At 44.4% G+C, this 18,968-nt stretch carries 20 protein-coding genes; 7 read left to right on the top strand and 13 right to left on the bottom strand.

The window, feature by feature from the left end; translation table 11 throughout:
• Positions 1-394: 394 nt before the first annotated feature.
• The 3 genes from ACXAER_RS11175 (at position 395) to ACXAER_RS11165 (ending at position 3,142) form a co-directional block, all read left to right on the top strand.
• Entirely contained in the window at positions 395-1,558 is a 1,164-nt protein-coding gene (locus ACXAER_RS11175) for an MFS transporter (RefSeq protein WP_474830566.1), read from the top strand.
• Positions 1,559-1,976: 418 nt separating this feature from the next.
• A complete protein-coding gene (locus ACXAER_RS11170) occupies positions 1,977-2,750 on the top strand; it encodes a siderophore-interacting protein (RefSeq protein WP_474829241.1) in 774 nt (257 codons plus the stop codon).
• Between the two features lie 200 nt (positions 2,751-2,950).
• Positions 2,951-3,142 (top strand): CsbD family protein, encoded by a 192-nt coding sequence (locus ACXAER_RS11165; RefSeq protein WP_071816347.1) that lies wholly within the window; start codon positions 2,951-2,953, stop codon positions 3,140-3,142.
• A gap of 203 nt (positions 3,143-3,345) precedes the next feature.
• On the opposite strand, the gene ACXAER_RS11160 is transcribed toward ACXAER_RS11165, so the two are convergent.
• From ACXAER_RS11160 to ACXAER_RS11150, 3 genes are read right to left on the bottom strand one after another with little or no spacing between them, the layout of a single operon-like run.
• The gene (locus tag ACXAER_RS11160) at positions 3,346-3,867 is read right to left on the bottom strand and encodes a CC0125/CC1285 family lipoprotein (RefSeq protein ID WP_474829239.1); all 522 of its coding nucleotides are present in this window, start codon (positions 3,865-3,867) and stop codon (positions 3,346-3,348) included.
• Positions 3,857-4,696, bottom strand: coding sequence for an anti-sigma factor (locus ACXAER_RS11155; protein WP_474829238.1), 840 nt, complete (start codon positions 4,694-4,696; stop codon positions 3,857-3,859). Before ACXAER_RS11155 ends, ACXAER_RS11160 begins: the two co-directional genes overlap by 11 nt.
• On the bottom strand, positions 4,693-5,187 hold the full coding sequence (locus tag ACXAER_RS11150; protein ID WP_474829236.1) for an RNA polymerase sigma factor: 495 nt from the start codon (positions 5,185-5,187) through the stop codon (positions 4,693-4,695). The genes ACXAER_RS11155 and ACXAER_RS11150 overlap by 4 nt, the downstream gene beginning before the upstream one ends.
• A gap of 250 nt (positions 5,188-5,437) precedes the next feature.
• Here ACXAER_RS11150 and ACXAER_RS11145 point away from each other — a divergent pair, with 250 nt between their 5' ends.
• Positions 5,438-6,853, top strand: coding sequence for a S8 family serine peptidase (locus tag ACXAER_RS11145; RefSeq protein ID WP_474829234.1), 1,416 nt, complete (start codon positions 5,438-5,440; stop codon positions 6,851-6,853).
• Positions 6,854-6,895: 42 nt separating this feature from the next.
• Here the strand turns inward: ACXAER_RS11145 and ACXAER_RS11140 are convergent, their stop codons facing one another.
• The 4 genes from ACXAER_RS11140 to arfB all read right to left on the bottom strand — a co-directional run bounded on the left by ACXAER_RS11140 (position 6,896) and on the right by arfB (position 10,389).
• On the bottom strand, positions 6,896-7,915 hold the full coding sequence (locus ACXAER_RS11140; RefSeq protein WP_474829232.1) for an outer membrane beta-barrel protein: 1,020 nt from the start codon (positions 7,913-7,915) through the stop codon (positions 6,896-6,898).
• A gap of 304 nt (positions 7,916-8,219) precedes the next feature.
• Positions 8,220-9,044 carry a hypothetical protein gene (locus ACXAER_RS11135; RefSeq protein WP_474829230.1) on the bottom strand — a complete coding sequence of 275 codons (825 nt, stop codon included), beginning with the start codon at positions 9,042-9,044 and terminating at the stop codon, positions 8,220-8,222.
• Between the two features lie 124 nt (positions 9,045-9,168).
• Positions 9,169-9,846 (bottom strand): hypothetical protein, encoded by a 678-nt coding sequence (locus tag ACXAER_RS11130; protein ID WP_474829228.1) that lies wholly within the window; start codon positions 9,844-9,846, stop codon positions 9,169-9,171.
• Positions 9,847-9,972: 126 nt separating this feature from the next.
• On the bottom strand, positions 9,973-10,389 hold the full coding sequence (gene arfB / locus ACXAER_RS11125; RefSeq protein ID WP_474829226.1) for an alternative ribosome rescue aminoacyl-tRNA hydrolase ArfB: 417 nt from the start codon (positions 10,387-10,389) through the stop codon (positions 9,973-9,975).
• A 146-nt stretch (positions 10,390-10,535) separates the two neighbouring features.
• Here arfB and ACXAER_RS11120 point away from each other — a divergent pair, with 146 nt between their 5' ends.
• On the top strand, positions 10,536-11,477 hold the full coding sequence (locus tag ACXAER_RS11120; RefSeq protein ID WP_474829224.1) for an alpha/beta fold hydrolase: 942 nt from the start codon (positions 10,536-10,538) through the stop codon (positions 11,475-11,477).
• On the opposite strand, the gene ACXAER_RS11115 is transcribed toward ACXAER_RS11120, so the two are convergent.
• The 4 genes from ACXAER_RS11115 to ACXAER_RS11100 all read right to left on the bottom strand — a co-directional run bounded on the left by ACXAER_RS11115 (position 11,474) and on the right by ACXAER_RS11100 (position 13,456).
• Complete coding sequence (locus ACXAER_RS11115) at positions 11,474-11,908, bottom strand: hypothetical protein (RefSeq protein WP_474829223.1); 435 nt, start codon at positions 11,906-11,908, stop codon at positions 11,474-11,476. The two genes, ACXAER_RS11120 and ACXAER_RS11115, sit on opposite strands and share 4 nt — an antisense overlap.
• A 117-nt stretch (positions 11,909-12,025) precedes the next feature.
• The gene (locus ACXAER_RS11110) at positions 12,026-12,478 is read right to left on the bottom strand and encodes a hypothetical protein (RefSeq protein ID WP_474829221.1); all 453 of its coding nucleotides are present in this window, start codon (positions 12,476-12,478) and stop codon (positions 12,026-12,028) included.
• A gap of 137 nt (positions 12,479-12,615) precedes the next feature.
• Positions 12,616-13,179, bottom strand: a complete 564-nt coding sequence (locus tag ACXAER_RS11105) for a CBS domain-containing protein (RefSeq protein WP_474829219.1) — start codon at positions 13,177-13,179, stop codon at positions 12,616-12,618.
• Positions 13,180-13,222: 43 nt separating this feature from the next.
• Positions 13,223-13,456 (bottom strand): hypothetical protein, encoded by a 234-nt coding sequence (locus tag ACXAER_RS11100; protein ID WP_474829217.1) that lies wholly within the window; start codon positions 13,454-13,456, stop codon positions 13,223-13,225.
• Positions 13,457-13,917: 461 nt separating this feature from the next.
• Here ACXAER_RS11100 and ACXAER_RS11095 point away from each other — a divergent pair, with 461 nt between their 5' ends.
• Together ACXAER_RS11095 and ACXAER_RS11090 are read left to right on the top strand one after the other, a co-directional pair.
• Positions 13,918-14,445, top strand: a complete 528-nt coding sequence (locus tag ACXAER_RS11095) for a cytochrome b (protein WP_474829215.1) — start codon at positions 13,918-13,920, stop codon at positions 14,443-14,445.
• A gap of 22 nt (positions 14,446-14,467) precedes the next feature.
• Positions 14,468-15,034 carry a YceI family protein gene (locus ACXAER_RS11090; RefSeq protein WP_474829213.1) on the top strand — a complete coding sequence of 189 codons (567 nt, stop codon included), beginning with the start codon at positions 14,468-14,470 and terminating at the stop codon, positions 15,032-15,034.
• A gap of 76 nt (positions 15,035-15,110) precedes the next feature.
• Here the strand turns inward: ACXAER_RS11090 and ACXAER_RS11085 are convergent, their stop codons facing one another.
• Together ACXAER_RS11085 and ACXAER_RS11080 are read right to left on the bottom strand one after the other, a co-directional pair.
• Positions 15,111-16,403 carry an NAD(P)/FAD-dependent oxidoreductase gene (locus ACXAER_RS11085; protein ID WP_474829211.1) on the bottom strand — a complete coding sequence of 431 codons (1,293 nt, stop codon included), beginning with the start codon at positions 16,401-16,403 and terminating at the stop codon, positions 15,111-15,113.
• A gap of 185 nt (positions 16,404-16,588) precedes the next feature.
• Positions 16,589-18,658, bottom strand: coding sequence for a TonB-dependent receptor (locus ACXAER_RS11080; RefSeq protein WP_474829209.1), 2,070 nt, complete (start codon positions 18,656-18,658; stop codon positions 16,589-16,591).
• Between the last annotated feature and the right edge of the window lie 310 nt (positions 18,659-18,968).

Genomic DNA, 18,968 nt, shown 5'->3' with positions numbered 1-18,968 from the left:
AAACTCGCAGGATGCAAGGCTCTTGTTTCATAAGGATTGCAAACAAGCTCTGAGTGCCTACATCGCAAGCACTGACAGTGATGTCTCGTGCAGCAAGGGATTGTTGACCCTATTTGGATTCGTTGAAGTACATGTGTGTTGCTTCAGCGAGACCATAGTGAGGACACTGGTAATGTCGTCGATATTATTAGTGAGTTGTCACCCGACGACATTCCTCTCCCCTCAAAGGCCCATCCCGGCCTTTACATACCTCTGATTTTGGCCCGCCTTTGGCGGGCATTTTTTTATCCTCTACTGTGATAATATAAATAATACCAGTCCGCATAGATAAAGAGCCACCTGCGTGTTATCGCCATCCGCATCTACTGTTGTTTTTAAAGTTCTCTTCTGTGCATTGCTAGCGACATCTGTTGGTCAAAGCGTCATGCTAACCACATTACCTTCTATGGGACGCCAGGCTGACCTGTCTGAGTTTCACATAGCCACAATTATGTCGAGTTCAGCGCTAATTTTCGCGTTTGGCACCAATGTGTGGAGCAAAGTAGCAAAGCGCGCTGGGTTTAAGCGAATTCTGATGGTGGGGCTAACTGGCTATAGCTTGGGAACATTTGCCTTTGCTAGCGCCTGGATGGCAGGGTTTTCGGGCTTAATTAGCGGCACCAATTTGTTTCTGGCGTTATTAATAAGTCGCAGTTTACAATCCACCATAATGTCTGCAACGCCGCCCTCTGCCGTGGGTTACGCTGTGGCTATAAGTTCGCCGCAGGCTAGGGTAAGTGCTATTAGTAAAGTGACCTCCGCAAGCAATGTCGGGCAAATTGTCGGTCCAGCTTACGCGGGGTTATTGGTGGGGTTTGGCTTATTAGCTCCGCTGTACAGTATTGTTTTATTAACCTTGTTAGCACTGACGTTGGTGTATTTTAAGCTGCCAGTTTTACCCCCTTTATCTAAGCAACAGACAGCTGTGCATACAAGCGAAGACCACCAAGCTCCCACCAAAGTGCCTTATGTGTTTGTAGCTGCGTGTATTTGCGTGTTCTGCGCTATGGCAATGATGCAGCAGTCGCTAGGCTTCTTTTTTATCGATTTTTATCATTACACGCCCGTTGAAGCTGCACGACAAGTAGGATTTGCAATGATGATCAGTGCCGCAGCGTCTCTTACTGCACAATTTGGATGGGTTCAAAGAGGACGTGTAAGTAAAGAGACAATGATTACGCTCGCACTTCCTCTATTAGGATTGGCCTACCTGTTACTGTTCCTTCAAAACTCATTGTTTGTGCTTTATATTGCCATGTCATTAATGGGGTTAGGTATGGGTATGGCCTACCCATCATTAGCCGCAGCCGCAACAACCTATTGCGCGCCCTCTCAACAAGCAACTGTTACTGGGTTAATTACGGCCACTACCGCCATGGGCTATGTTATAGGACCACCACTCGCAGCAGTGATATACCAAGTTAACATTGCCTTGCCTTTCGCTGTAGCATCAGTGCTAATTGCCCTTACCACTTGTGTAGTCTATATAGCGCTGCAAAGAGCTAGCCGCCACGAGTAAGATTTAAAAACCAATACCAAAGGTGCGCACCGGTTGTTTTATCGAAGCTTTTCAAAGGTATTTATTTTTTTACCATTTATTTTTATAAAAACGGAACCTTTTGAGAATTAGGCTATCTTACTTAGTACATGAAGTCGTTGAGTGTGCGTCTTTATGGTGTGTAAATGTGTTTTCCAAGTTATGTTGTGGTTTTTTAAGGGGCTTTTTAGCCCCTTTTCTTTTGCCTCCTATTTTCCAAATTAGTACCTTTTTAAAACCCCACTTCGCTGTGCTTATCTATCAACTGATAGTCAGTGTTCTAAATATCTTTCCTTTAATCTAAAAAATAGAATTTAACAAACGTTATCATTCCTTCTAAAGAAATGGTAATGAGAACTATTATCAAATAAAATCACCTTAAATTTTTAAGGAGAAACTAATGGCTAAACCCCAACCCCGCCAAGCTGTTGTGACACAATCAGTTCGTATAACCCCTACTATGCAGCGCGTCTTTTTAGGTGGTGAAGATCTCCGCACTTTCCCTGCCGTAGGGGCGGGTGCTTATGTAAAGCTTATGTTCGATAAAAACGGAAGCCCGCTTAAAAAACCTGAAGAAATGGGCCAAGTGGCAATGCGCACTTATACTGTTACTCACTTTGATGCGGATAAGCCTGAAATGATTTTGGATATGGTTATTCACGCAGATAACGGAAAAACAGGACCAGCTTCAGCATGGGCAACCAGTACTAAACCTGGTGACGTTATTACATTGGCAGGTCCAGGCTCTAGCAAAGGATTAAGCGACCATTATGACTGGATATTGCTAGCAGGCGATATGACCGCTCTTCCTAGTATTAGAAATCACTTAGCGGCACTTCCCTCTGATGCCAAAGGCTATGCCGTGATCCGTATTGAAGACGAAAGAGACGCAGTGGTGCTTAAAAAACCTGAGGGTATTGAGGTGATATGGGAGTTTGAAAACACCTTATCTAATCGCCTTACTCAGCTTAAATGGCTAGAGGGTACACCCGCAGTTTGGGTAGCGTGCGAATTCTCGGATATGCGCACTATCAGAACATGGCTAAAAGATGAAAAAGCCGTAGCGCATAATAACATTTACATTAGTAGCTACTGGAAAAAAGGTCGTAGCGAAGATCAGCATAAAATAGAAAAACGGCAAGACAGCGAAGCCTTTGCAAAAACGTTAGCCTGACATAGCTTCAATGAGCCTGTAGTGTTTTCAAGCGTTTGTAAGAACTGCATAAAAAGCCTTGAACTTACCATTTAAAAAATGCAATAAAGACAACCTTTTCAATAAGATAAACGATGGAACATCATTTGCTCTAGGTAAAATAGCTGGTGAATATTATTGCCAGTATTTTCAACCAATTGTTTAGATAAGGAGAGCAAATTATGAACAGTGATCGTATTGAAGGTAATTGGAAAGAAATGAAAGGTAAAGTACAGCAGAAATGGGGCAAACTTACCGATGACGACTTAGATGTTATCGACGGTCGCCGCGAAGAATTAGTAGGAAAAATTCAGCAAGAGTACGGCAAAACCCGTGATGAGGCTGAAAAAGAAGTAGACGCTTACTTCAACTAATAGCTTCGGTTTTCTTCAGTGCTCAAACGAGAGGGTGCTTGTTAGCAAGCGTAAACGTTTGCTAATGCAAAATTAAGAAGGGCCGCAACTTTACGTTGAGGCCCTTCTTGTTTGTTCAGCCTATAAATGCATAACGCTGATACTTTAGAAGACCGATTTCACCATATTACCGCCCGAACTTAAGGAATGGCCGGTGAAATACATTACTCTTCTATATTCGGCTGAAGATTTTCACGTACTTCCCTTGCATCAAAACTGGTCACTGATGAAGGGCGCGTGCCTTTACCTAATTCAATGTTTAGAATGCTCTCAATCTCACTCTTCTGGGAACCACCCACAAATACACCGGTTTCAAATTGAGTAGTCGGGTGATAAGAAGTGCGGCATGTAAGCACACCACAATCGGTAACTCGTGCGTACCGCTGGCTAAACCCAGCGGTAGGTGTAGTTTGAACCGTCTCTTTATCGACTAGCGTTTCGCGGTCGGTAACAACAAACCAGTCGTAACCTTCTAGAAGCGTAAGCTCAGCGGCACGCAGCATAGCATAGTCCATAGCTTTGGCCTTATCTGTTCCTTTAGCTTTAAAGTGAACACGGTATTGTGTGTCACTCAGTTTGCTTTCGGTATAGCCAAAACCACCTTGCTTTGCTTGTCTATAGTCAGGTTGGCTTGCACAGCCCGCCATAATTATTACCGCAATTACTAACAAAATCTTAGTTTTCATCATTTACTCCTTTGGCCTTATCAGATAGCCAAGTTGCTTCTATTGCGCTTTTTTCTTGCTCTCGGTTTAATGGCGCCGATGCCATCATTTTATCTAACTCATCTTCCAGTGATTTGGCGCTAGTAGCCGTTTGATATTCACCTACTATTTCGCCTACCTCATCCAATTTGCTAGCGGCGAGCTGCCATGTGCCTTGCTTGTCCTTACAAGCTATCATTACGCTTAGTTCATCTTGTGATGCAACTTCAGCTTGTCGGCAGTAGTTGAATTCAGTGTTTAAAAAAGACAACTGTGGCGTTACCGCAACGCCGGATACGAACGAGGTAGTTTCACCCGAAAGATTTTCATCGAGCACAGACGAAACGTTAGCCCAATGAGAAGGTTGTGCTGTTTCAGCCCCTTGTTGATTAAAAAATACTAAGCCTGCTAATACCGCTACACTCGCCGCTATTGCAAAAGGTCCTTTCCACTTTGTTTGCACACCTAGCCCACTATTAGTTGCGTCCACCTTCTTTGGAAACGGCTTAACATTTTCCCCAAAACTTTGATTTGACGAGCTTTCGCTAACTAAGCTCACGTCAGAGGCCTGTACTTCGCTTTCTTGGCTCAGCTGTTTTTCATCACTCAAAAGGGCCACGATTTCTTTGGGTAGCGCAACTGCAGTCGCCTTTTCTGCCGCTACTTTTACTACTCTGTCTACTTCTGCAAGTGCGGCGAGCCGGTCAGAAATGGATGCATCTTGCACTATCGCTTCACGGACTGTGTCCATCTCTGCTGTGTTTAACTCTCCATCTAAAAACGCAGAGAGTTTCTCGTCAGTTAAGATCACGATAGCACCTCTTTTTGCCCGTTTAATAAGTTTGATATCTTCACTCTTGCTCTGGCTAGGCGGCTCATGATGGTCCCTGCTGGCACTTGTAAAACTTCAGAAGCATCGGCGTAACTCATTCCCTGTACCGCCACTAAAGAAAGAGTTTCTCTTTGCTCACATGGTAGTTCGTCCATGGCACTGGAAACCTGTTTTAACGTTATCGCTTGCGTCACCGCCTCATCCATATTTAATTGATTTGCAGACTGCGCTTCATGAGAAAGAACATCGCAGGCATTAGCACGCACTTTCTTCGCTCTGTACTCATCTATCCAGCAATTACGACACACTCTAAATGCCCATGCCATTAAAGTCACTTGCTCAGGGATCGGTTTACTAAGTAATCTTTCAAGCGTGTTCTGAAGTAAATCATCAGCATCATGTATGTTTCCCGTCAACGAATATGCGAATTTTCGCAATGACGGGACGAGTTCTGTCAACTCATCTTTCATTTTCATGTACCTTCGTGAAGATTTCCGTTATCAATACTCTTTTAACGAGCCACTGTTATTTTTATTCCGCTGCATTGCATCTTTTTTTCAATGGTATGGATTACCGTGCCATTCGCATTGGAATTTTTTTTCTATCTATTCGTCACTACAATATAAGGCAGTGGTAATACTTGCTTAGGACTATGGCACAATTTATGCCATTCCTTCTCTTATCACTGAACTGCACCAACATTAATGTAAAGGCAGCAAAATGAAGTACGCACTTATGGTGGGAGTTATGAGCTTGTTTGCGGCATCAATATCCAAAGCTCAACTCGTAGGAACTTTGAATCAAGTAGTGTCGCCAGTGCGCCCAATAATTGATAGAACACCTTCCGATTTAACCGCCATTCGCGAGGAAGCAAAACGACGCGTGCAATCATCTATAGAAGGAGTGGATAGCGCAACGGCGTTGGTCTCGGGCGTGGTTAACAGTATTCCTTCTCCTAAATTCGCCACCCCTGAGACAGCCACTATTCTATCTTCATCAGGTCAGGTAATTGTCAATGAAGTTATGGTTGAAAATGGTTTTTTTGCTGTCGAAAATGAATGGCTTTTTTTAGGGGAAGAAGCAGACAGCATACATTTTCAAAATAACAACATTGAAATACAACAGGCCCAATTTTTACCCGCTCTCTCTCAGTGGCTTTTTAAAGTAAAAGTCACAGGTGATAAAGATGAGGTGTCGTCTATTCGCAACAGTTTACCGAAAAAGCTTCAGTCTCAAATTGGCCGAAACCATATTTACTTATCGCAAAACAACGCAACAAAGACTGAAAACAAACCAGAAGCTGACCCCAAAAAAGAATCACCATTACAAAAGTTTGAAGCATGTGCCACACCGCTGCGTATTGGAATGGTTGATACGCATGTTGTGCCTACTCACCCCATGCTGTCACACATAAACCTTACGCAAGCCTCTTTTATTGTTGGCCAAAACACCAACACAGCTACAAATCCAACAAACAAAGAAACTAAAAAAAGTCTGGTGACTGATCGAGTGGGAGACGTACCCATTTCTTATGATCATGGCACGGCTGTAGCGAGTTTATTAGCATCATCGCTACCAGAATCAAGCCAAGTTTTTAATGCTGGCGTTTTTTATTCTCGAAACAGCGTTAGCCAAGGGGCTACGTTAATGTCGCTAATTGAGGGCCTCAACTACCTTGCATCACAACAGGTAGATGCCATCAACATGAGCCTTGCAGGTCCCGACAACCCTATTTTAGCGCGGGTAATAGAACAATTGGATAATAACGGTATTCAAATAATAGCTGCGGTGGGCAACGAGGGGCCGGCCTCTTTACCTTTATACCCCGCCGCTTATCCAGAAACATTAGGTATTACTGCCGTTGATAAATCTAATGCAATTTACAGGTGGGCGAATCAAGGAGATTACGTGGATTTTGCTGCGTTTGGCGTGTCGGTAGATGCTGCACACCCCAATGGAAAAACGGTGAGGCAAACGGGCACCTCTATGGCTTCACCGCGCGTTACCGCCTTGTATGCATGCTTCTTACGTGCAGAGCAAGAAAGAAACGCTGCTTTACTGAAACTGCAGAAGCTAGCTTTAGATGCGGGAATTCCCGGGCGAGACAGCGTATTTGGTTTTGGCGTGCTGCCTTAAATTCCAAAACACCTTTAATTGTAAGGTTTGCATTAACGTTCACTAGAAATGAACGTTAACACCTAACTCGGCGATGGTTTCTTTATAATTTGCGCCATCGACACTCGAGGCATAGTCGCCATATTGGGTAGACAGTTTTATATCGACATTGTTGTGAATGGCATAGTCTGCACTCATTTCAACAACATGCCTGTCGTCTTCCCTGCCTATACCTCCATCTTTCTCTGAGGCGTAGTCTCTCAAGTCTAGCTGATAGCCAACTTTCAGCTTAAGAGGTTTATTAAACATCGCAATAGGATAGGTGTAGGCAAGATCCACCCCCTTACCTATGTAATCGAACACACTATCTTGAGCATCTTCATTTTGATACTTAAGTGCGATTTGGAAAAAGTCTTCCCCTTCGAAGAAGTAAAAAAGGTCACTGCGCACGGCAACGGCTTCACTATCTCGAATAGGTGCCCCTTCTAGCGTGTTCTCGAATTGTTTATCGATAATGTCGCTACTAAGGCGCAAATAAGTGCGCTGCCCCAATAATTTTCCGGCAGATAGCCCATACTGCTGGTAGGTTAAAAAGTCTCGCCCGTCTAGCTTGGCACTAGCGTGATAGTAGTGCGCACCTAGCTTAGCAACGTCAAACGTATAGCTGGTGCTTGCAGACAATGTGGTAAGGCCTAGATCAAACTCACTTAAGGTTTGATAGTTGGTATTAGCCTGACTTATCGACAGTACGTTTTCCCACTTAGCTGTAGGCATCAACGATACCTTTAGCTGCGCCTCCGCCTGTAAAGCGCCGTCGGCTGCATCTGAATTTGTATCGAGTTCGCTTACACTTACGTTGCTATCAGAACGGTACCCTATATACCCAGAGCCTGAGAATGAAATAGTTTGATGCTTTGCTTCAGCATGATCCGCACTTTTATCGTCATGGGGCTGATTATCAGCGCCCGCATAGGCTGCACTACACCTAAGTAAGACAGCAGTTGCTGCAAGTGAAAGGCGTTTGCGGCCGCCAAGAGTAACGTTGGTTTTTGCTGATGAATGTTGGGTTGTTTGCGTTTTCATTGTCGATACCTATCACAGAGAAAGTAAAAATTAGCGAGGGCGTTTATGGCTTTATAAGTATGGGGAGATGTGAGTTTTGAGTTGAGCGGCTGGTTTTAATTGGTGCCTGACAACCTTTTTGTACATTAAAGGTCAACAGACTCCAAAGCTGCACAATAGAGAAGTCATGTGTTCGCGCCTTCAGTCTAGGCCTTAATGAGCGGCCTGCCTTCTAGTTAGACAAGCCGAACTCAGATTTTAAGGTGGCTGTTTACAGCGCTAGCTCAAGATTGCTCTATTCCCACCAGTGGTTTAGGCCGTAAAATTAAAGGCCAAGTGCACCTGAGATACTTGAAGCTACACTGTCGTTAACCGTACCGGTAACGGTGCTCTCGACGGTACTTGCCACTGTATTATTTACCGTGCTTGCAACCGTGCTCTCTACCGTATTTGCCACCGTAGCAGACACAGTGTGTTCGACAGCACCTGACACTGCACCTTCAACAGAGCTTGCTACTGTATTGGCTACGCCGCTGTTAACCGCATTTTCAGCGGCGCCTGAAGCCGTGCTGCCTGCCGTGCTCGATAAGATACTGCCTGCTGCTGTTTCTGCAGTATTATTAAGTGCACTGCTTAAACTACCATTTAGCGAACCACCTGCATTATTGTTAACGCTATTGTTTGCTAGCAACCCTATTTGGTTTGATGCCAAACCTTGCGCGGTCTGGGCTGTACTTTCTGCTTCACCTTCTGCCCCGCCGATTTGTTCAGCGTTTTCAGACGCAGATAACAGTGTAGATAATGAACCTGAAGCACTACCCGTTAGTGTTCCTGCCACTGACGTGGTCATAGAATTAGCCATGTCTGATGCTGCAGAAGCAGCTCCATCAGTGGACGTTTGTGATGCTGATAACTGTCCGTCAGCATCGGCTGAACTCTCGGTAGACACTTGGCTTTGCGTAGTTGCTTCGCCTTCAGTAGAAGTCTGCGCATTTACTTGAGTAGCAGATTGGGTGTTTGTACCGCTTGATAGCGAAAGCGATGTAGAGGTATTCGCTGAAGTGTTCGCAGAAAACGTGGCTTCTTGAGCCAAGGCCGACGTTGATACGATACCTAACGCTAGTGCAATTGCAGTGTTTAACTTTTTCATCCGGTTATCTCCGTTTTTCATAAAGGACACTGAGATAACGATTAGAGAAAGCGATTTATTCCACTGAAAAATGATTTTTTGAAGATAATTAAAAAAGCCCCGTAAAAACAGGGCTTTATTTAAGCTATTTACCTGAAGCAGTCATACTTTTTTCCCACCAAGGAAGAGAGTAATCTATGTTATCGGGGTCGTAGGTTTTAGCATATTTCATTTTGACCGAGCTCCAAAACGCTGCTTTAAAGACAGGGTCGTAAATGACAAACTCACCTTGTTCTCGATACTGCTCAAACAGCTTTTGGTAAGCACCTACAGGTGTTAAAGGGTTATCTTGTTGGAAAACCACATCGCCGCCGTAGGCCTCGTAAAGCGCTTTAGATACTTTCCAACTTTTAGCCATGCCTTCGGCCATCGCAAGACGGTAACGCTCTAACTCGTCGTTGTGATAGGCGCCATTTTCGTCTAAATCAACTGTCCACAGCTTTATCACGGAATACGCAGATTGAATTTCACTTTCGTTGGGCTCTATCGCGTTTTTATCGGCAAAATCAGAAAGTACAGATTCGGTAATTTTGTTACCAAGCGCGCGTTGCGCCAAAATATTGCGCACTTCTTTTTCTGATTTGTCAGTGAGAATAGACTGAAAACGATCAACGTCTGCCTGTGAAGGCTGTAGTTCAGTACTAGAAATAGACTTGTTAAACAAACGAGCAATAATCTCGTTTGCGGCTTGCGGTGTATTAATCCCAAGCGACACTACTATGGCTGCAAATAGCACCATAGGAATAACGTTCGAACGCGTCACTTTGTATGCTTCCCTAAGTTCCAATAATTAGCACAAGCACAAGACACATTCATTTGTTATTGTAAGAATTTTCCGTTGTCTTGCGAAATGACATCTAACAGGCCTTATACTTTAGATTAGTTTTGTTTAAAATTCCACTTTCTTACGCATAGATTTTTTCGCGCCCTGTTGTTTTTTTACATCTAAACGACGGGCTTTAGCCGCTCGACTCGCTTTAGTTTTTATACGCGGCTTTTGTTCTACAGTTGCGGCCTTAATCCACGCGACAAGGCGCGCTAACGCATCCTCTCTATTTTGTTCTTGAGTACGAAAATTTTGTGCTTTTAACACAAATACACCGTCATTGGTGACGCGACTATCTTTCGCATTCAGTAATTTGGCTTTTAGCTTGTCTGGTAAGGTCGACTTATTGATATCAAATCGCAAATGTATTGCGCTACTTACTTTATTGACGTTTTGTCCGCCACTACCCTGAGCCCGAATAGCCTGAAGTTCGGCTTCGCTCTCATCTATCGAGATAGAGTGGGTTATCGGTAATTCCATTTCAGTTCCTATATTCTTAATGGTATGGCGTATAATGTATTTTGCGTTTTTATCACGCGAATAACTTGCGACTATAACTCATTGGTAACTTGACCGTTCAATGGTAACCCGATAGGTTAATTTCTCCCCAATCTTGGAAACGCAACATGCTGATTATTTTACTTGTCGTTATTTGTATCTTTGTAGGTCTTATTTGGTTTACTGCAAAAATGGATAGCAGCATCGAGTCAGCGTTTCGGCCGTCGGGAAAACTTACCCCTGTCGAGGGAGGAATTATTCACTGGCAAAAACAAGGGAATGGACCATCACTTTTACTTATTCACGGCTTACTAGGCAATAGTAACAACTTTAATGAATTAGCCAAAACCCTTGCGCAGCATTACACGGTTTATTCCGTAGACCGCCCTGGTAGCGGTTTTTCTAGCCGATACAAAACCACATCAGCCAGCTTTGAGCAGCAAAGCAAAATGTTATTAGAATGGATGGAAAAAGAGGGAATCGAAAAAGCCAGTATTGCAGGTCATTCGATGGGCGGGGGTATTGCATTAAGAATGGCGATAGACGCACCTGAAAGAATCACATCTGTGTCATTGCTATGCCCGTTAACCACGCCACTAAAAGGTGGTGCAGGCCCACTTTCGGTACTGTACATACCTAATGAATTCGTACGCAGTAGTGTAGCTAAAACCATCGCCAGCCCGTTAAGAGCAAAGTTGGGACGAAAGCAGGTTGCTCAAATCTTTCACCCAGAGCCGGTTCCTTCACCCTTTTCTATAGAAGGCGGCGGCTTACTCGCGCTTCACTCGCGAAGCTTTTATGAAGGAAGCCGAGATACAGTCTCTGCACAAGGTAGCCTGCATAGACAGCAGAACTATTACAATGACATCCAATGTCCAGTGGGTATCTTGTATGGAGAAAAGGACACAATTTTAAAGCCAAGCGAGCATATCGAAGCTGTTACTTCTTCAATAGACACGGCCGTACAGAAAATAATTCCTAACGCAGGGCATATGATACCCATTACTCAAGCGCAAATATGTGCCGACTTTATTGTCGAGATTGACAGTAAAGCTCGACAAGTCGACTAATGAAACACAGCGCCCATTTTTGAAGTGTGAGCATTGTGAGAGAACTCAACAATAGCCAGCGCGTTTTGTCTGCCAGATTCAGTCTGTTTTAATTTACGCAGCTGGTCAGCCACACGCTCAATACCATCGTATCCCTTACACATCTCAAGAGGACTCGATTCAAGCGTAATATTGTAGCTACTAAACCACGTTTTCATTTGTTCACTGTCCCCTTCTGACAATGAGATGAGTAAATGATACATACGAATAAATGCAAGCTGCTTTCGGTACTCCGCTGTGCCGCTTTCAAAACCAAGCAAGGTAGTTTGCGCAAGAGATGAAGGAGAAATACCTAATATTTCAGAAGCTTGTTTGATATTTAAACCCAGTTCTTGATAAGCCCAAGTGAACGCTTTGGTTACTACGCTGGTAGGAAATGGTGATCTATTCATAATTTCGCCTCGTTTTATCAAACAATCGCAACAAGATTTTTTAGCTATCTATGCATTGATTTGCGAAATACGTACCAACTCGCTTGCTAGTTAACAATTCACTTAAAACGTCCCCAACTAAGACGCTTGCTTTGCTGCTACTTTTGCTAAATGTGATGAGATACCATCTGGTTCGATACTAAACCTGTGTTCGGAAAGCCATTCAACGGCCTCTTCGAATAGTTCAACAAACGTAACTTCGATATTGAGCCCTTTGTACACGCGTTTGAGTTGCCCCTTAGTCGTTGCTTTTGCTGTCGAATCACCTAATACAACCGCAACGTGAGTCAAGCCCAAAGGTTGCATTGCCGCCGTACGCTCGCGCAGCTGTGCTTCTGCATCGGGTATCAGCAGCGACTCTCCTGTAACGCACACGATATTACACCACACCTTTCCAAATAACCCTTCCGCGCTGGTACGATATTCCTCACCAAAACTTTTTACGCATTCCCTATTCCAAGGCCCGTAGGCTTGTATTACTACCGAATCACCACACAGAGTCACAATAAACTCACCATGCGCGTACCTCATACAACCACCTAATCATTTTTATTAATATTCTGGTCAGCACATAGCCAAATTGCATTGTGGACTATATGCGTTTTACTGCGCGTTGTTTAACGACAGCGCGCAGTAAAAGTATGGTCCAAAACTTATAAAATGGAAGTTTAAGCCGCTAATATAGTGATGAGCTCGGCGAACGTAGGCTTACCTTGTATATCAAGGGGCAAGCGCAACTCTCTCGCAATATCACTGACGCTAATTACACCACGAATTTCATGGCTGTCTCTGTCCATGACAAGACAATGGTGCTGCCCGTAGTCTTTGAGTGTTTCTATCACGTCTCCCACTGATGAACGTACTAGCTCACTGAAATCGAACGACATGAGCGAGGTTTTGGGACGCATGAAATCATGAACAGTGAGCTCTTCTCGCTTAATCTTGAGCTCGCTTACACGCTGAATGATTTGCTGTTCACCTACATCATGGCTGGTCACAATACCAACGAAACGGTTCTCACTGTTTACCACCAGCATCATACGAACATGAGACTGACGCATGATCGACTCTACTTTCGTAGCCGGTGTTCGCGCATCAATAACGTGTGGTAAATGCTGCTTAAAGTCAGTGAAGACAGCCATAGCAGATGATTTTACAGTAATGGTGTTTTCAACAACCGGCCATGCCAATGTATCGATAGCTTCGGTTTTATATAGATTTAAGGCGTGCATACCTTTCTCCTAATCAAAAATAAAAAATTCAGTTTTTTAATGATTAAGTGAAAGAAGGTGGCCCTCGAATGATGTTAGCGCGCTGCTTAGTAAAGGCTTTTGCATCAATCGTTTTACCCGCCGAAAACCGGTATTTTTCCAAGCCACCGGTGATGTCGACAAACGAAATGCCATCATCAATGTCGTCGTCAGATACTTCATAAGCGGAGCTTTCCCATTCGCTAATGAGAGTTGAGAGCGTATTTTCACTGTTCGACTGCCCCGCAATATTTTGCACACTTCTTCCCTCTCCCAATACGGAGACGGATACTAGTGATGAAAATAATGCTGGCAGAATAACGGCCAACAAAACGTACGAAACGCGCAAAGCGTACAACCTCTACTGAACTAAACAACATTGAAGCAAAGCAGCCACTTTTGTTACTGCCTATTTAAACTATAAGAGTATTTAGCGCGTTTAATAGAGGTGTTTAGCGCATTTTATCGACCATTAAACGACACGTCTTAGAAAACTAACCGTGTCGCGACTCAGGTTTGGTGGGTTGTTTGCTGTGCATTCGTTCTAAAAACAAGAACGAACACTCCCATTAAATGTGATGTTTAGCCAACGTAATTAGAAATACACTAGATTCAATTGATGCATGAGGTGTTTTTTCAGCGGTCATTTAGCGTTTGAAATAACGCGATTAGCTGAAGGTTTAAACAACCTGATTGCAAGTAAGTAATAACGGAAGTGATATGAAACCAAGATGGTCCAGACCTATAGTTATTTTGCATTGGATATCTGCCATTGCCATCGTCGGCATGTTTGCTTCAGGGCTGTGGATGGTCGACCTCACATACTACAGCGACTGGTATAAGACAGCTCCGCATTGGCACAAGAGCGTTGGATTAATCTTGCTTGCCATCACTATTATTCGCTTAGTCACGCGCGTTTTTACTTCAAGGCCGCCGTCACATGGCGCCCCGCTAGAGAAAAAGTTGAGTCGCATAGGTCATGGGCTTCTGTACATCTTGATTCTCGCGCTATTCGCGAGCGGCTATTTAATTTCAACGGCCGATGGAAGAAGCATCGACGTATTTAATTGGTTTTCTGTACCTGCAATGGGCGAGTTCTTTGAAAATCAAGAAGACATTGCAGGAGAGGCCCATTTTTATATTGCGTGGTCAGTGATTGTATTGGCGATCATTCACGCGCTGGCTGCGCTGAAACACCACTTTATTAGTAACGATGACACACTGAAGCAGATGTTACGGCTTCGATGATATTGAGGAAAAAGGAGAAATGATGAAGAAGTTAACACTTGCCCTGGCCGCTGCGCTGTCTTTAAGCACCGCTAACGCCGCAGATTATGTGATTGATAGCAAAGGCGCCCACGCGTCTATCAACTTTAAAATTCAACACTTGGGCTACTCGTGGCTTACTGGTCGCTTCAACGATTTTAAAGGTACTTTTAGTTACGACGACGCAGCACCTGGTGCAGCAAAAATTATGGTGACTATCGATACCGACAGTATCGACTCAAACCACGCAGAGCGTGACAAGCACCTTAAGAGCGACGATTTCCTAAACGTTGACGACTTTCCAGAGGCGAAGTTTGTCAGTACAAAAATTGTCGATAAAGGCAATGGCATGATGGATGTAATGGGTGACTTCACGCTTCATGGTGTAACAAAGCCTATTACAATTGAAGCCAAAAAGATTGGTGAAGGCAAAGACCCATGGGGCGGCTATCGTGCAGGCTTTATGGGCACAACGACGATTGCACTTAAAGATTATGGCATCGACTATGATTTAGGCCCAGCATCGCAAACGGTAGAATTAGAGCTTCACGTTGAAGGCGTGAAACAATAGCTATTTACATTTAGTCCCAGCGAACTAAATTTATGATTTAAGAAAGCCCCAAACATGGGGCTTTTTTTACATGTGGTTAGTGAAGCTTCAGCTTAGGGCTGATGGCCTGACTTAACTTCTTCACAAGGAGCTTTAGAGCACCTTTAATTTTTCCGTGTACTGCAAACTGGTGCATATTATACAAAGAAACGTAAACCAACTTAGCTAGACGCCCTTCAATGAACATACTGCTGTTTGACAGTGAGCCCATTAAGCTTCCAACCGTGCTGTATTTACTTAAGTGGACCAAGGATCCATAGTCCTTGTAAGTAAAATCTTTCGTGTCTTTTTGAGTAAATAACGACGTTATATTATGCGCAACAATATCCGCCATTTGGTGGGCTGACTGCGCTCGAGGCGGCACCCACTTCCCATTTTCCTGCTGGAAACCACAGCAATCGCCTAACACCCAAATATTCTTATGAGATGAACTGCGAAGCTGCTTATCAACAAGAATTTGATTGGCTCTGTTCGTTTCAAAAAGCGCAAGCTTTGTTATGAAGTCCGGTGCTTTCACCCCCGCAGCCCACACCATTAAATCAGCGTCAATCCGACCACCGTCTTTCGTGATCAGCCCTTTCGCGTCGGCTTCTGCCACCATGGTTTGCTCTTTAATGTCTACGCCCAACTTATGCAGTGCTTTTCTTGCAGAGTTTGCTATACGCTCTGGCAATGCCGGTAAAATTCGATCTCCGGCTTCTACTATAGTAATTTTAAGACGAGAAGCTGACATGTCTGGCATTCCGTAAGCCTTGGACAAATTCGCCACATGGTGAAGTTGAGCGGCTAGCTCAGTACCGGTTGCTCCCGCCCCTACTATAGCGACATCAATTTTGGCGTCTTTATCTTCTTGCTGGTTGATGCGGATTAGCTGATTAAGAAGCGCTCTGTGAAAGCGTTCAGCTTGCTTTAACGAGTCGAGAAAGTAGCAGTGCTCAGCAACACCCGGTGTACCAAAGTCGTTACTCACGCTGCCAACCGCCAGCACTAACTGGTCATATTGAATCTCGCGTTCAGGCAAAACCTGTGTCCCTTCTTCGTCGATTAAAGGCGACAAGGTTATAGTTTGCGCTTGCGCGTTAAGCGAGCACATTTCACCTAATTGAAAGCGATAGTGATGAGCCGCAGCGTGAATGGCGTAGTCCACACCGTCTGAATGCTTATCAATTACACCGGCGGCCACTTCGTGTAATAGCGGCTTCCAGATGTGGGTTCGACTGCGATCGACGAGGGTAATTTCGGCTTGTTTCTTTCTCCCGAGGGTGCGGCTTAAGCGACTGGCTAATTCAAGACCACCAGCACCGCCACCAACAATTACTATTTTTTGCATGGGTATACCTATTAACAATCATTCCACCTATATCGCCTTACCGTTAAAAGCGCTATACATGGCATGACTGAGACCCATGCTAATGGCTACAGACTACGCCTGAAGCTTGTGGGGTACAAGCGGATCACGGCAATAGTCTGTATTTTTGAGGCTAATAGTTATCTATTAAATACATCTATTTAAACCTATAAAGAAAACGACGCCGTTATCATGTAGTTCCTAGGGCGCCCAGGAAAATAACGCGGCCCAGTGAAGCTAGTAAAATCGGCGCGTTCAGCGTAGTCCGTATCAAATACATTGTTAACCCGCGCATACAATGTAACGTCTTCGTTCACGCTGTAGCGTACGCGCGCATTTACCAAGTCATGCCCCTCGTACTCGTTTAGGTTTTCAGCATCGGTGAAATAGCTCGAAACATGTTGCCACTCTAATTGAGTTTGTACCGATTTCGACATATCAAAGCTTAAGCGAGTGTTAAACTGAAGCTTGGGTGCAGTGTCGATATCATTACCTTTGATGTCTTGTTCACCTGAAAGTTGACTGTGTTCATAAGTGTGCCTTGCATACGTACCAGCAAAGTCTAAACGCAGCGCCTCGCTAAGTTGCTGGTCAAAAGCTAGCTCTACGCCTCGATGCCAAGTTTCGCCGTTACTCACATTGAAAAAGTCGCTGTCGCGGTAGATAACGTTATCTTTTTGCAGGCTATAAAGGCTAAGCGTATAGCTGCCGTCAAATAGCGTACCTGTAACGCCCACTTCGATATTATCGGCCGTTACCGAGTCGAGATCAGTAACAGTCTGCGCACGCTGTAAACGATACAGCTCGGTAGCCTGAGGCGCGCGATAGCCTCTTGCGATGCCGCCAAATAACTGGGTTTGAGGATTAAGTTGATAACGAAGTGAAAGCTTCGGACTAAAGTTATCAAAATCACTTTCGCTGTCTGCTGGTCTGGAATATCTACAGCCACCAAAACCGCACTGTGTGCCATCTTCGCGTACACGACCAACATTCATATTGTTGGTGTAGTCGTATTGCATAGACTCAAAACGCCCGCCGACAGAAATAGCCCAACGCTCAGCTTGCCAATTAAAGGTAAAGAAAGGCGCAAATAGCGTGGCATCTACATCATAATCATAGTGTTTACCTGCAGGAATGGTTTCAACCAAAAAGGCTGACCCTTCTGTGGCGCTGTCTTGTGACTGGGTTAATTCACCTTCTGTGTATTCTACGTCTAATCCTATATCTGCACTTAGGCTGTCATTAATGACGTAATTGAACTGAGACAGCACACCAACGCCTTTTTGAGCATTCGTTTCAAGGGGTTTGCCAGGCAAAAAATGCATACGGAAACGCATGTCCTGGTTGCGTACGTAAGGTGTAATCGACAGTGCATGACCTCCGCTAAAGCTAGTATCGAACTTGCTCCATAGCCTAAAACTTTCTGCTTTTCGAAACGCTTCGGGGTTTGGGTTGCTTTTGGCTATTTGTGTATTTTTGTAGCTTTCAAACCCTTCGATGTAGCCGGCAGTTTCTTGGTCTAGATGGGTATAGGTAAGGCCGCTCGTGATAACCGTGTTATCCCACTCAATTCGGTGGCGAAGCGAAACTTTTTCTTGGTCAACGCCTTCGTCATCCCTGTAACCGGTGTCGCGAGTTACACTAGCCGCAATACCCACACCGCTACTACCGAAGTCTTTCCCTTCTTTAAGCTTAATGCGATGAAAGCCATAGGAGCCATAATCAGCGCTTAGCAAGCCGTCGCCTTGCGTGGTATCTGGCGTGATTACGTTAATAACGCCGTGAATGGCATTAGACCCATAAAGCGCTGAAGCAGGGCCTTTTATTACGTCAATACGCTCAGCAAGCTCGCCATGGGCTTCAAACAATTCATTTATATTGCAAAAGCCTGCTGCTCGAAGCGGAATACCGTCTTCCGCTGCTAAAATACCACCGCATGCTCCTGCACCGGTTAATACGGGTGAACGAAGGGCTGGTAGATACTCTTGTCCGTTACCACGCTGCACACCTGCCCCCGCTATATAGTTTAGCGACTCTTGAATATGCTGAAACGAAAGTAGTGAAAGCGTTTCTGCTGAGATAGACGATACCGCGTAGCCAGATGCGTTCACACTGCCCTGTATACGAGAAGACGTAGTTTCTATCCTTTCTATTTCATCGGGTACTTGGGCGATAGCGGCAGACGACAATAGTGCCGTCGTTAGCAATGAAAGTGGAAAGCTTGGGGCAAAGCGCATTATCTATCCTTGTGATAAGAGGTGTTTTTTTAGTAAATAGGGCTAGTGTATCGTTAATTAGTGAATGAATGGGTTAAAAACCGATAAACTATTGCAATGTTCAGATAACTAAGCCAATTATGTGATTAAACCCTTGGCGTAAACTTTGCTTTGAACATGGCTAATAACGCTATCAAAGTAATGAGTAGTTACCTTACTCACTAACTACACACGGCGATAAACTCTGCACATTAAGTAGGCGGTGCGTTGTCAAAAAGTTAAGCGATTAGTTAAACACTGTTGCACTAAACAAAAACCATGTTCGCTGGAG

The sequence above is a fragment of the Alteromonas sp. AWJ4_199 genome, from assembly GCF_056159165.1.
Note: the sequence above shows the minus strand (reverse complement) of the source record. Positions and strands in the feature narration are given on the sequence as shown.

Bases quoted from the DNA above. Each gene is read 5' to 3' on its own strand.
- ACXAER_RS11120 (WP_474829224.1), top strand. From the start codon at position 10,536: ATGCTGATTATTTTACTTGTCGTTATTTGTATCTTTGTAGGTCTTATT.
- ACXAER_RS11135 (WP_474829230.1), bottom strand. From the start codon at position 9,044: ATGAAAAAGTTAAACACTGCAATTGCACTAGCGTTAGGTATCGTATCA.
- ACXAER_RS11095 (WP_474829215.1), top strand. From the start codon at position 13,918: ATGAAACCAAGATGGTCCAGACCTATAGTTATTTTGCATTGGATATCT.
- ACXAER_RS11105 (WP_474829219.1), bottom strand. From the start codon at position 13,179: ATGCACGCCTTAAATCTATATAAAACCGAAGCTATCGATACATTGGCA.
- ACXAER_RS11170 (WP_474829241.1), top strand. From the start codon at position 1,977: ATGGCTAAACCCCAACCCCGCCAAGCTGTTGTGACACAATCAGTTCGT.
- ACXAER_RS11115 (WP_474829223.1), bottom strand. From the start codon at position 11,908: ATGAATAGATCACCATTTCCTACCAGCGTAGTAACCAAAGCGTTCACT.
- ACXAER_RS11150 (WP_474829236.1), bottom strand. From the start codon at position 5,187: ATGAAAGATGAGTTGACAGAACTCGTCCCGTCATTGCGAAAATTCGCA.
- ACXAER_RS11140 (WP_474829232.1), bottom strand. From the start codon at position 7,915: ATGAAAACGCAAACAACCCAACATTCATCAGCAAAAACCAACGTTACT.
- ACXAER_RS11085 (WP_474829211.1), bottom strand. From the start codon at position 16,403: ATGCAAAAAATAGTAATTGTTGGTGGCGGTGCTGGTGGTCTTGAATTA.
- ACXAER_RS11145 (WP_474829234.1), top strand. From the start codon at position 5,438: ATGAAGTACGCACTTATGGTGGGAGTTATGAGCTTGTTTGCGGCATCA.
- arfB (WP_474829226.1), bottom strand. From the start codon at position 10,389: ATGGAATTACCGATAACCCACTCTATCTCGATAGATGAGAGCGAAGCC.
- ACXAER_RS11160 (WP_474829239.1), bottom strand. From the start codon at position 3,867: ATGAAAACTAAGATTTTGTTAGTAATTGCGGTAATAATTATGGCGGGC.
- ACXAER_RS11080 (WP_474829209.1), bottom strand. From the start codon at position 18,658: ATGCGCTTTGCCCCAAGCTTTCCACTTTCATTGCTAACGACGGCACTA.
- ACXAER_RS11090 (WP_474829213.1), top strand. From the start codon at position 14,468: ATGAAGAAGTTAACACTTGCCCTGGCCGCTGCGCTGTCTTTAAGCACC.
- ACXAER_RS11110 (WP_474829221.1), bottom strand. From the start codon at position 12,478: ATGAGGTACGCGCATGGTGAGTTTATTGTGACTCTGTGTGGTGATTCG.
- ACXAER_RS11165 (WP_071816347.1), top strand. From the start codon at position 2,951: ATGAACAGTGATCGTATTGAAGGTAATTGGAAAGAAATGAAAGGTAAA.